The sequence below is a fragment of the Mesobacillus selenatarsenatis SF-1 genome (assembly GCF_000813125.1).
GTDB lineage: Bacteria > Bacillota > Bacilli > Bacillales > Cytobacillaceae > Mesobacillus > Mesobacillus selenatarsenatis.
In genome coordinates, this window is sequence record NZ_BASE01000131.1 from 47,338 (window position 1) to 58,218 (window position 10,881).

The 10,881-nt window shown below is 44.3% G+C and carries 9 protein-coding genes, 15 tRNA genes and 1 rRNA gene; 2 read left to right on the forward strand and 23 right to left on the reverse strand.

Translation table 11 applies throughout. The features are described 5' to 3' along the window. Window positions 1-52: 52 nt before the first annotated feature. Window positions 53-1,222, reverse strand: coding sequence for a sporulation protein YhbH (gene yhbH / locus TY49_RS22585; protein ID WP_041968140.1), 1,170 nt, complete (start codon window positions 1,220-1,222; stop codon window positions 53-55). A gap of 448 nt (window positions 1,223-1,670) precedes the next feature. Here yhbH and TY49_RS22590 point away from each other — a divergent pair, with 448 nt between their 5' ends. Next, window positions 1,671-1,946 carry a hypothetical protein gene (locus TY49_RS22590; RefSeq protein WP_041968141.1) on the forward strand — a complete coding sequence of 92 codons (276 nt, stop codon included), beginning with the start codon at window positions 1,671-1,673 and terminating at the stop codon, window positions 1,944-1,946. Window positions 1,947-2,070: 124 nt separating this feature from the next. Here the strand turns inward: TY49_RS22590 and TY49_RS22595 are convergent, their stop codons facing one another. The 6 genes from TY49_RS22595 to queG all read right to left on the reverse strand — a co-directional run bounded on the left by TY49_RS22595 (window position 2,071) and on the right by queG (window position 8,140). Then, window positions 2,071-2,253 (reverse strand): hypothetical protein, encoded by a 183-nt coding sequence (locus TY49_RS22595; RefSeq protein WP_041968142.1) that lies wholly within the window; start codon window positions 2,251-2,253, stop codon window positions 2,071-2,073. 82 nt (window positions 2,254-2,335) lie between these two features. Further along, the gene (locus TY49_RS22600; protein WP_041968143.1) at window positions 2,336-4,231 is read right to left on the reverse strand and encodes a PrkA family serine protein kinase; all 1,896 of its coding nucleotides are present in this window, start codon (window positions 4,229-4,231) and stop codon (window positions 2,336-2,338) included. A gap of 337 nt (window positions 4,232-4,568) precedes the next feature. Continuing rightward, the gene (gene nfsA / locus TY49_RS22605) at window positions 4,569-5,318 is read right to left on the reverse strand and encodes an oxygen-insensitive NADPH nitroreductase (protein ID WP_041968155.1); all 750 of its coding nucleotides are present in this window, start codon (window positions 5,316-5,318) and stop codon (window positions 4,569-4,571) included. 111 nt (window positions 5,319-5,429) lie between these two features. Continuing rightward, a complete protein-coding gene (trmL, locus tag TY49_RS22610) occupies window positions 5,430-5,909 on the reverse strand; it encodes a tRNA (uridine(34)/cytosine(34)/5-carboxymethylaminomethyluridine(34)-2'-O)-methyltransferase TrmL (protein ID WP_041968144.1) in 480 nt (159 codons plus the stop codon). A gap of 90 nt (window positions 5,910-5,999) precedes the next feature. After that, entirely contained in the window at window positions 6,000-6,893 is an 894-nt protein-coding gene (locus TY49_RS22615; RefSeq protein WP_041968145.1) for an amidase domain-containing protein, read from the reverse strand. Between the two features lie 89 nt (window positions 6,894-6,982). Beyond that, complete coding sequence (gene queG, locus TY49_RS22620) at window positions 6,983-8,140, reverse strand: tRNA epoxyqueuosine(34) reductase QueG (protein WP_041968146.1); 1,158 nt, start codon at window positions 8,138-8,140, stop codon at window positions 6,983-6,985. Window positions 8,141-8,248: 108 nt separating this feature from the next. Here queG and TY49_RS22625 point away from each other — a divergent pair, with 108 nt between their 5' ends. Continuing rightward, complete coding sequence (locus TY49_RS22625; protein ID WP_041968147.1) at window positions 8,249-8,917, forward strand: B3/B4 domain-containing protein; 669 nt, start codon at window positions 8,249-8,251, stop codon at window positions 8,915-8,917. A 121-nt stretch (window positions 8,918-9,038) separates the two neighbouring features. Here the strand turns inward: TY49_RS22625 and TY49_RS22630 are convergent. The 16 genes from TY49_RS22630 to rrf form a co-directional block, all read right to left on the reverse strand. After that, window positions 9,039-9,112 (reverse strand) — tRNA-Gly (locus tag TY49_RS22630). A 52-nt stretch (window positions 9,113-9,164) separates the two neighbouring features. Further along, window positions 9,165-9,249, reverse strand: a tRNA-Leu gene (locus TY49_RS22635). 42 nt (window positions 9,250-9,291) lie between these two features. After that, window positions 9,292-9,366, reverse strand: a tRNA-Cys gene (locus TY49_RS22640). A 9-nt stretch (window positions 9,367-9,375) separates the two neighbouring features. After that, a tRNA-Gly gene (locus tag TY49_RS22645) sits at window positions 9,376-9,450 on the reverse strand. Between the two features lie 6 nt (window positions 9,451-9,456). Beyond that, window positions 9,457-9,531, reverse strand: a tRNA-Gln gene (locus TY49_RS22650). A 39-nt stretch (window positions 9,532-9,570) separates the two neighbouring features. Next, window positions 9,571-9,646 (reverse strand) — tRNA-His (locus tag TY49_RS22655). Window positions 9,647-9,657: 11 nt separating this feature from the next. Beyond that, window positions 9,658-9,731: transfer RNA gene (locus TY49_RS22660), tRNA-Trp, on the reverse strand. 8 nt (window positions 9,732-9,739) lie between these two features. After that, window positions 9,740-9,824, reverse strand: a tRNA-Tyr gene (locus TY49_RS22665). A gap of 71 nt (window positions 9,825-9,895) precedes the next feature. Further along, window positions 9,896-9,971 (reverse strand) — tRNA-Phe (locus TY49_RS22670). Between the two features lie 122 nt (window positions 9,972-10,093). Continuing rightward, window positions 10,094-10,169, reverse strand: a tRNA-Asp gene (locus TY49_RS22675). Window positions 10,170-10,172: 3 nt separating this feature from the next. Further along, window positions 10,173-10,246: transfer RNA gene (locus TY49_RS22680), tRNA-Met, on the reverse strand. 26 nt (window positions 10,247-10,272) lie between these two features. Next, window positions 10,273-10,348, reverse strand: a tRNA-Val gene (locus TY49_RS22685). Window positions 10,349-10,351: 3 nt separating this feature from the next. Then, a tRNA-Glu gene (locus TY49_RS22690) sits at window positions 10,352-10,426 on the reverse strand. A gap of 16 nt (window positions 10,427-10,442) precedes the next feature. Continuing rightward, window positions 10,443-10,534, reverse strand: a tRNA-Ser gene (locus TY49_RS22695). Between the two features lie 4 nt (window positions 10,535-10,538). Continuing rightward, window positions 10,539-10,613 (reverse strand) — tRNA-Asn (locus TY49_RS22700). A 65-nt stretch (window positions 10,614-10,678) separates the two neighbouring features. Continuing rightward, window positions 10,679-10,794: ribosomal RNA gene (gene rrf, locus TY49_RS22705) — 5S ribosomal RNA — on the reverse strand. Window positions 10,795-10,881: the final 87 nt, after the last annotated feature.

Genomic DNA, 10,881 nt, shown 5'->3' on the forward strand with positions numbered 1-10,881 from the left:
AGAGTTTTTTATATAGAAAAATCGGCAGGAGCTCTATCCTGCCGATTTTTGATTAAGCATACATCTTGTTTTCTTCATTTTTGAAAAAGCTTTTCATCGCGTGGAATACGTCAGCCTTCTGCTTGAGGATAAAGTAACGGAAGTTTTCATCTTTAATGTTTTTATACGCGGACATTAGGGTCGAGTGGCGGTTGTACTGATTGACTTCTCCATAACCAAACATATTGGAGACCTTCATCAGTTCTTCTACTAATTTTACACAGCGGGCATTGTCGGAGGTCAGATTATCACCATCTGAAAAATGGAATGGGTAGATGTTAAACTTGCTTGGATTGTATTTTACATCAATAAGTTCTAATGCTTTTCGATAGGCGGATGAACAAATGGTACCTCCGCTTTCCCCTTTTGAAAAAAAGTCTTCCTCAGAAACTACCTTTGCCTCTGTATGGTGGGCGATAAATTCGATTTCAACTGTTTCATACTTGGAACGAAGGAAACGCGTCATCCAGAAGAAAAAGCTCCTCGCCATATATTTTTCCCACAGTCCCATACTTCCACTCGTATCCATCATAGCTAGCACAACAGCTTTTGAATCCGGCTTTACGACTTCATTCCATGTCTTGAATTTAAGATCTTCCTTGTAAATTGGGTGAAAAGATGGTTTCCCGGTCATTGCATTCCGTTTATATGCTGACATCATTGTCCGCTTTTTATCAATATTCCCCATCAATCCAGTTTTCCTGATATCGTTGAATTCAATGTTCTCAACGAGATGCTCCTGATCTTCCTTTTTCTTGAGATTCGGAAGCTCCAACTCTTTAAATAGCGCTTCCTCAATTTCCATCATAGATACTTCCGCTTCGTAATAGTCTTCACCGGCCTGGTCTCCTGCGCCTTGCCCTTTCCCTGGACCCTGTTGCTGTCCAGAGCCATCGCGGGCGACGACATCACCGACTTTACTGTCTCCATCTCCCTGGCCGACATGCTTGTTCTTATCATAGTTATAACGGATTTTGTACTCATCCAGTGACCTTATCGGAATCTTGACGACATCCCTGCCGTTGGACATGATAATATTCTCTTCTGTAATCAAATCAGGCAGATTGCTCTTTATTGCGTCCTGCACCTTTTCCTGATGGCGCTGTTGGTCATCATGTCCTTTGCGGTGGAGGGACCAATCTTCCTGGGAAATCACAAACTGGTGATTGCTTTCATCGGTCATTTTCAACCCCTCCTTTGAAATTTTCATTTTGACGGTAACATAATACATCATACTTTCATACAATATCCCGATGGACTTTACCCTGATGGGAATTGTAATTACTCTATCTTATGCAGGAAGACAAAATAATTTACAAATAATTTTGACAATTAACAATTTCTCCTATGGATGGACAAGCCCATTTTATCTTAAAACCCCTTTGGGCATTATTGTCCCTTGTTCCAGAAGCTAAGGTGTAAGTTCTTTTCCGGGGCAGGCTTTCGCCACCTGAATCGCTCTGGGTTTGGAGCGTTATGTATTGTGAAGAAGCTGGAATTCACGAAGAGTTGTTATGACATGAACAAAAAGCGCAAGCGCCTCGTTCAGCCCTGACAAGCGCTGCCCGCCTATGACGCCACGTCCTGTGGCTGGCGGGTCTAGCACATCGTGTGCCTCGGAGGGCCGACCGGTGAAGTCGTTCTTTGACTTCATTGGGCGGACCGAAATCGAAATGTATAGCCGACTGCCCAGAAACGCAGAAACTGGAGACTCTGACAAAGAAGCGCTTTTTGCTTCTGCCGGCGGAGTTGAAGTTTCGGAGTTTCTAGGAGGCGACACTAGACAAATTCGAAAAGCGGAGGCGACTGCCCAACTCCGACAAGCGATGGAGGGCCTGACAGTGAAGTCGTTCTTTGACTTCATTGTCAGGACCGAAGCGTCTCGAGGAGTTAGGAGCCGCAGCTAGACAAGCGACTCGAGGGGCTAGGCGCTGGAGCTGGATTAAGAAAACTTCATGAAGTTATCCACAACTCAATAATATTATAAATTCCTTAACCTCAAAAAAATAACCTCTGCTGTATCAGCAAAGGTTACTTTTTTTCATTCGCTTTATCAAATTGAATCGGATCTGGTACTTTATCGTAGTCCTCTTTCAAGACTTCACCAGTGCGTCGGTGCTCCATTTGCTTGCCGAGATCTTCAATTTCTTCTTCATTGCGGGCCATCGAACTATTTTTAGGGACATAGTCTTTCGGCAAATCTTTTTTAGTCATTTTAATCACCTCTTGCCTGTACTATTCCCTCTATCAGTTTTTTATAAACTAAAAGGACCTGCAATCTGCAGGTCCTCACAATCTATCTGTTTAACAGGCTTCCGACATACCGCAGCAATTCATTTGCCGAGGTGGAGTTGTAACCATGCTCATCGATCAGCCTTGCGACGACATTATTGATTTTCTTCAGTTGCGTCTCATCTGGAGTTTTCGTTGAAGTCGTAATCTTGACGACATCCTTCAGGTCAGCAAACAGCTTTTTCTGGATCGCTTCTCGCAGGCGGTCATGTGAATTGTAATCAAACCTCTTGCCTTTACGGGCATAGGCAGAAATCCTGATCAAAATCTCCTCCCGGAACGCTTTCTTGGCATTTTCGGAAATGCCAATCTGCTCCTCGATGGAGCGCATCAGTTTCTCGTCCGGATTGATTTCCTCACCTGTCAGCTGATCACGCATCTTCGCCTTGTTGCAGTATGCTTCGACGTTATCAAGATAATTATCCATAAGAGTTTTAGCTGATTCTTCGTATGAGTAGACAAATGCCTTTTGCACTTCTTTTTTCGCAATATCATCGTATTCCTTGCGCGCAATAGAAATATAATTCAGATATCGCTCCCTTGTCTCGGCAGTAATCGATGGATGCTGGTCAAGACCTTCCTTGAGTGATCTCAAGACGTCTAATGCATTAATCGTTTTCACTTCTTTTCTGATGATTGTTGAAGAAATCCGGTTAATGACATAACGAGGGTCAATTCCGCTCATGCCCTCATCCTGATGCTCTTTTTTCAGTTCCTCAACGTCAGCTCTATTGTATCCTTCGACACTCTCGCCATCATAAAGCCTCATCTTCTTGATCAGGTCAATATCGCCTTTTTTTGGATCCTTCAGGCGCGTCAGTATCGTGAACATCGCAGCCACCCTAAGGGTATGCGGCGCGATATGGACATCGTTTACATCGCTTTCTCTGATCATCTTGTCATAGATTTTCTCTTCTTCGGACACTTTTAAGTTATATGGAATCGGCATCACGATAATACGTGAATGCAGGGCTTCATTCTTTTTATTGGAGATAAAGGAACGATATTCGGTTTCATTCGTATGCGCGACAATCAGTTCATCCGCGCTGATCAATGCGAATCTTCCCGCTTTAAAATTGCCTTCCTGCGTCAGGCTGAGCAAATGCCAGAGGAATTTTTCATCACACTTCAGCATTTCCTGGAACTCCATCATTCCCCGGTTCGCCTTGTTCAGCTCGCCATCAAAACGGTATGCCCGCGGGTCGGACTCAGATCCATATTCCGCGATGGTAGAGAAGTCAATGCTGCCAGTCAAATCCGCAATATCCTGAGATTTTGGATCGGATGGACTGAATGTGCCGATACCCGTCCGCTTATCCTCAGAGAAGAAAATCCGCTCGACGATGACATCCTCAATCCTGCCGCCGTATTCCTGTTCGAGTCTCATCATATTAAGCGGCGACAGATTGCCCTCAATCCGAATGCCATATTCATCATAAAAATCCTTGCGCAAATGATGCGGAATCATATGCAACGGGTCTTCATGCATCGGGCAGCCCTTAATCGCATAAATTGCGCCCCTGTCTGTATGGGAATACGCTTCCAGCCCTCTTTTCAGCATCGTGACGAGAGTTGATTTACCGCCGCTTACTGGTCCCATTAACAAAAGGATCCGTTTCCTGACATCCAGCCTTTTCGCAGCTGGGTGAAAATACTCCTCGACCAGCCTTTCCAATGCTTCCTCAAGCCCAAACAACTGTGCATTAAAGAAGGAATAGCGTTTCTTGCCTTTATCGTTTTCAATCCCTGCATCTTTGATCATATTATATACACGAGAATGTGCCGATTGAGCAACCCATGGCTGTTCCTTCACAATTTCAAGATACTCCCTGAACGTCCCTTCCCACTTCAGCTTTTCTTCATCCTGGCGATACATCTCAATCTTTTTTAAAATATCCATATGGACCTCCCCATCTAGCGTTATCAAGAGACGATTAATAAATTCTATGCAGCAAACAATTTGAACATGCGTAAACGTTCCGTCTGGATGATTGTCCTTTTTTACTTTCAACGGGAAAAAATAAGCCCATCCTTCACAGTTGCGAAATTATAGGATATAATAAATTTTATATGGACAAAACGAATTAAAGGGAGGCTTACATACATGAAACTAATTCTAATTCTGGGCGTCACAGTTGCATTCTTAGCTGCAATCTTCACTTCAGGTTACGATGATAAGCCGGGGATCACAAAAAAATAAAAAGCTGCCGATTGGCAGCTTTTTTACTTTTCCATGATTATTTTTTATTCAATTTTTGATTTTCCACAAACTCCTTCATGTACAACCTTGATTTGCGCCCAAGCATTTTTGCCATCTGGCCCGTCCAGGTATCGGCTCTCTTTCCGCCCGTTCTCTCCTCGTAATATTCAGAAGTCGTTTTGTTGTAATCTTGAAGCTGCTTTTTAAACAAGCTCTGGTCTTGTTGATACTCGTTTTCCATATAGATATGCTCCAACGGCAGACGCGGCTTCAGATCCGTTTCCTGGTCAGGATATCCCACAGCCATGCCAAACAGAGGAATAACATGCTCTGGTGTCTTCAAAACTTCCTTCACGGCCTCGAGGTCGTTGCGGATCCCGCCAATATAGCAAATCCCAAGTCCCATTGATTCAGCCGCTATGGCCGAATTCTGGGCAGCTAAAGCAGCATCAATCAATGCAACCATGAATTTTTCCGTGCTTTCAATCGAATCTTCTACGTCTGCACTTTCCAAGTCACCGACTATCTTATGGCGATGGAGGTCTGCACAAAATACAAAAAAGTGGCCATTTGCGGCTACATAAGCCTGGTTACCGGCCAATTCAGCCAACTTGTCCTTTTTTTCCTGATCTGTAACACCGATTATTGAATATGCCTGGATAAAGCTAGAAGTAGAAGCCGCCTGGGCACTTTTTACGATTGTTTCAACTTGCTCCCGATCCAGCGACTGATCCGTAAAACGCCTGATCGAACGATGTTGTAATAGAGTCTCAATTACCTGATTCATTTTATTAACAACTCCTTCTTGATTATGTATAGCCTGGAAATGAAACGATTCATTAAAAATTAAAACCACCAGGCACCTGTCCATGCCAAAAAGGAGACCTAAAAAGGCCTCCTAGTATTTACGCAAATCCCTATAGTCCTGCTGTCTAAGTGCTTCATAAATTAAAATAGCAGCCGTGTTAGACAGGTTTAATGAACGGATATTCTCATTCATAGGCAGCCTCAGACATGTCTCGATATTGTTTTCGATCACTTCTTTAGGAAGTCCTGTTGTCTCTCTGCCAAAAATAAAGAAGAAATCCTTCTCGGTTGCACTATAATCAAAATCGGAATGCGCCTTTTTGCCAAATTTGGTCACGTAAAAGAATTCTCCGCCCTCGTTCTGTTGATAAAAGTCCTCGAGCGAATCATAATAATGAATTTTCACATGCTCCCAGTAATCCAAACCCGCTCTCTTCAACATCTTGTCATCCGTTGAAAAACCCAACGGCCTGATTAAGTGAAGCTCGGTATCTGTACCGGCGCATGTGCGCGCTATATTGCCAGTATTTGCTGGAATGAGCGGCTGATATAATACAACATGCAATGCCATGACTTTCACCTCTAATAAAAACTAAAGCCATTATACCACTACACTGCTTCTCAGCAAAAGAAATGGGGCTGTATTCGTTTTGGTATGTCGTTAAATATCATCATGATCATCCGTAATAGTTAAGAACTTATATTTAATATTCGGGGTATAGGCGGTTGAATCTTCATATGCCCAATATCTCATCCTGCTGTTATACGTATGGGCATTGACCAGCGGCATTCCATCCGCGTCGTGTCCTGTAACAATCGTGGTATGGTCGAAACGTCCATCCCCCTCGAAATCATAGCAGATGACATCTCCAAGCTTAAGCTTTTCAGCACTGTTTACTTCTCTTCCCCTCAAGCCCAGCTTAGAACCTGGGATGTGCCAGCGCATCGCATTGGCGACCGACCAGCTAAAACTCCAATTATCGTTCTGCATCCACCAGCCATTGCTTCGATTTGGATACCCACGCATCGGCCCTCCGCCCTGATGAAGGCATTGAGAGATATAGTTGGTACAGTCGACCTCGAACTTCTTATATGCAGGATTGTAGTCATTCCACCATCTTTCCGCATACTGGACGGCCTTCAGCCTGTCATATTTGAAACCCTTCCTCTCCTGGTCTCCCTCCTCCTGTGCAATAGCAGGCATCGCTTCATGGCTGCCCTGGGATCCTTTGATTTCATTCATCTTTTCATCCTTTACCAGGACGCCCTTGTAAAATTCAGCCTGCCTCTTCTCCACTTCCTCCTCCATGTAAAATAATCCCCGTTGCTTAATCAAATACTGAAAATGAACCTCATATAAAACCTTGGCATTTTCCTTTTCTTCAAACTTCTCTATTACTCTGCCATTTGCCTTTGCTTTTACAATTTCAGCGGACCGATTGGCAAAACTCTGCTTTTTCATCTCTATACTGGGACACTCGTGCAGTTGATTTCGCGGCATTGATACACATTGAAGGACACGCTGTTCCAGCAGTTCCTGCAGTTGTTCACGCATGTTCATCTCTCCCTTCACCTTTCATATTTATGAAGCGTTCCAGGATTTCACGCATAAAAAAAGAATGGATTTGACTAAATCCATTCTTCTTACACTGTTATATTCGACTCTGAGTTGTCCTTGAAAAACTCCAGTCCCTTACTGATTTCCTTTAGTACTTCCTCATCCTTCTCAACAGCAGAGGCATGTTTCAGTGCGTCCAGCGCTTCACTACTGCCAATTTTACCAAGCGCCCATGCTGCCGTTCCCCTGAGTACAGGTCTTGGGTCATCCTGCATTACCTTGATCAACTCAGGTATTGCTGTATCATCCTTATAATGCGCAAGGGCAATGATCGCATTGCGCTGAATAGGCTTCTTCCCTCTCCACGAACCGGAGACATGTCCGAACGTTTCTTTGAAATCACGATTGCTTATGGTTAGTAAAGGTTTTAGGAGCGGCTTCGCAATTTCAGGGTCTGGCTCCATTTCTTCATGGAAATGAAAATCCTTCCCTTTGTTCTCGGGACAAACTGTCTGGCAAGTATCACAGCCATATAAGCGATTACCCAGTTTTTCGCGGAATTCATCAGCCAAAAAACCCTTCGTCTGTGTCACGAAGGCAATGCACTTTTGTGCGTCAAGCTGCCCGCCCTGCACAAGTGCACCAGTCGGACAAACTTCCACACACTTATTGCAGCTGCCGCAACGATCCTCCATGGGTGTATCAGGTTCAAATGGAATACTCGTAATCATTTCACCCAAATAAACATAGGATCCAAACTCTGGTGTAATGATGGAACAGTTTTTTCCACTCCAGCCTATCCCTGCCCGTTCGGCAACAGCCCTGTCAACAAGTTCGCCCGTATCGACCATCGATTTGAACCTGGCTTCAGGTACCTTCGAAGCAATATATTCCTCCAGTTTTTTCAGCCTGTCCCTGAGCACCTTGTGGTAATCAGTCCCCCATGATGCACGGCAGAAGATTCCCCGACGTTCTCCCTTCTTGCTGACAACTTTCGTCTTCATCTTTGAAGGATAAGCAAGTGCAATTGAAATGATCGATTTAGGACGGTCAAAAATAAGGCTAGGCTCCGTTCTCTTCTCAATATCCTTTTCCTCGAACCCGGATTGATATTGGAGTTCCTGCTGCCTGTATAACCTGACCTTCATTTCTTCAAAAGTTGAAGGAGCTGCAAAACCAATTTTATCAATCCCGATTGTTTTGCTGTATTCAATGATATCTTGCTTCAAACTTGCTGTATCCATTTGCGGATTCCTCCTCTCCATTTTAATATTTATATTGAAATCCCATAAATTTAAAAGCAAATTACTTTTATGATAAACTATTTTAAAGCAGATTTGGAGGTGCAATCAATGGAAATTCAAGTTTCAAGGTCGATATGTGATCTCATTCCCGAATTCACAGTCGGGATTATCGAATATAAAGACATTCAGGTAGGCGAGTCTCCGCAAATGTTAAAAGGCAGATTGCAGCTTTTCCAGGAATCAATTTACTTCGATCTTCTGGAAAAAAACGTAACCGAGCTTGAAGGCATCAAAGAGTGGCGAGGAATATTCAAAACAACAGGGAAGGATCCAAACCGATATAGACACTCGGCCGAAGCCCTCTACCGCAGGATCGCAAAGCAGAATTATCTTCAATCCATACATAGTGCGATCGATTTAAATAACTTCTTCTCCCTTGAATATCAAATCCCAATAGGAGTTTATGACAGTGACAAGCTGGTAGGGAATATATCGATTAAAATCGGAGAAGAAAGCGAAGAATACACAGGTCTAAACGGAAGATCCAATAACCTTGCCAACCTGATTACCTCTGCAGATGAACAAGGACCTTTCGGCAGCCCATTTGTCGATTCCGAAAGATCTGCCGTAACAGCATCAACGACAAATGCCCTGCAGATTGTATATTTAAGACCCTCAACTCCACCAGAGAGCAAGCAAAAAATGACACAATCACTAATGAATATGTTTATCCAAATCCATGGAGGATCTGGCACATATAGAATGATAGGATGCTGATGCATCCTTTTTCTTTTGGCTTAACGAAAACACTGGCTTCATATCGTCTAGAATTAAAATAAATTAAAAAACGCAGAATATCGTTTTTTCGAAACGACATTCTGCGTTAGTCACGTATGTATGGAGCGGGTGAAGGGAATCGAACCCTCATCATCAGCTTGGAAGGCTGAGGTTTTACCACTAAACTACACCCGCAAACATATCTCTATGAAATAAAGAAAACAGGAAATCCTGTTTATAATAAAAGTGGTACCGGTGGTCGGGGTCGAACCGACACTCCAGAAGGAACACGATTTTGAGTCGTGCGCGTCTGCCAATTCCGCCACACCGGCATATTAAAATGTCTTGCTTTCTTGCTGCCACTAATGAGTTAGTGGAGGCGGCAACCGGATTTGAACCGGTGAATAAAGGTTTTGCAGACCTTTGCCTTACCACTTGGCTATGCCGCCATATATTTTTGGAGCGGAAGACGGGATTCGAACCCGCGACCCCAACCTTGGCAAGGTTGTATTCTACCACTGAACTACTTCCGCAAAAAATGGCTGGGCTAGCTGGATTCGAACCAACGCATGTCGCAGTCAAAGTGCGATGCCTTACCGCTTGGCTATAGCCCAATATATAGTATTCAATTATTACTGAAAATGTGATTATAATGGGGCGACTGATGGGAATCGAACCCACGAATGCCTGAACCACAATCAGGTGCGTTAACCACTTCGCCACAATCGCCATTATAAAATTGGCAGGGGTAGTAGGAATCGAACCCACACCAAAGGTTTTGGAGACCTTCGTTCTACCTTTAAACTATACCCCTATATCAAGTGGTGGAGGGGGACGGATTCGAACCGCCGAACCCTGAGGGAGCGGATTTACAGTCCGCCGCGTTTAGCCACTTCGCTACCCCTCCACTATAACATTTTTTCTGGTGTTAAAAAACCCATTTCATCAAATTACCTGCATAACCAGGTATTGCATAAATGGTGGCTCAGGACGGAATCGAACCGCCGACACAAGGATTTTCAGTCCTTTGCTCTACCGACTGAGCTACTGAGCCATAATAAAGTTTTAATTTGTAAATTGTGCTCAAAAAACCTTTTGGTTTTTTGAGCAAGTTGCCGCAGATGCTTATTCAGTGAAGTAAGCAACTGACTGAGCTACTGAGCCACTTAATAAAAATGGCGGTCCCGACCGGGATCGAACCGGCGATCTCCTGCGTGACAGGCAGGCATGTTAACCGCTACACCACGGGACCAGATTGCGGGGGCAGGATTTGAACCTGCGACCTTCGGGTTATGAGCCCGACGAGCTACCGGACTGCTCCACCCCGCGACGGTAATAATCTTTTAAAATATATATGGTGGAGGATGACGGGATCGAACCGCCGACCCTCTGCTTGTAAGGCAGATGCTCTCCCAGCTGAGCTAATCCTCCGTTTGGTGACCCCTACGGGATTCGAACCCGTGTTACCGCCGTGAAAGGGCGGTGTCTTAACCGCTTGACCAAGGGGCCAGATATAAAGTTTCTATGGCGGAGAGCAAGGGATTCGAACCCTTGAGACAGCGTTGACCGTCTACACGATTTCCAATCGTGCTCCTTCGACCTCTCGGACAGCTCTCCAAATTGGCTCCGCAGGTAGGATTCGAACCTACGACCGCTCGGTTAACAGCCGAGTGCTCTACCACTGAGCTACTGCGGAATAATAATGATTTCTCCGACTTGGATACACGATCCGTATCTTTGAAGAGGATGAAAATGCATCCTGCCCGGCGGCGTCCTACTCTCACAGGGGGAAACCCCCAACTACCATCGGCGCTGAGAAGCTTAACTTCCGTGTTCGGGATGGGAACGGGTGTGACCTTCTCGCCATCGCCACCAGACAATTTTTCAAAGACAATATCTATTATACTGTCTTTTATGCATTTTGCAAGAGAAATTTTAAAAAGTTTTTTTACGATAGTAAAAAC

What these genes read in the sequence shown, in the direction of transcription:
- yhbH (WP_041968140.1), bottom strand. Translation starts at nt 1,222, where the DNA reads ATGACCGATGAAAGCAATCACCAGTTTGTGATTTCCCAGGAAGATTGG.
- TY49_RS22595 (WP_041968142.1), bottom strand. Translation starts at nt 2,253, where the DNA reads ATGACTAAAAAAGATTTGCCGAAAGACTATGTCCCTAAAAATAGTTCG.
- TY49_RS22600 (WP_041968143.1), bottom strand. Translation starts at nt 4,231, where the DNA reads ATGGATATTTTAAAAAAGATTGAGATGTATCGCCAGGATGAAGAAAAG.
- nfsA (WP_041968155.1), bottom strand. Translation starts at nt 5,318, where the DNA reads ATGAATCAGGTAATTGAGACTCTATTACAACATCGTTCGATCAGGCGT.
- trmL (WP_041968144.1), bottom strand. Translation starts at nt 5,909, where the DNA reads ATGGCATTGCATGTTGTATTATATCAGCCGCTCATTCCAGCAAATACT.
- TY49_RS22615 (WP_041968145.1), bottom strand. Translation starts at nt 6,893, where the DNA reads ATGCGTGAACAACTGCAGGAACTGCTGGAACAGCGTGTCCTTCAATGT.
- queG (WP_041968146.1), bottom strand. Translation starts at nt 8,140, where the DNA reads ATGGATACAGCAAGTTTGAAGCAAGATATCATTGAATACAGCAAAACA.
- TY49_RS22625 (WP_041968147.1), top strand. Translation starts at nt 8,249, where the DNA reads ATGGAAATTCAAGTTTCAAGGTCGATATGTGATCTCATTCCCGAATTC.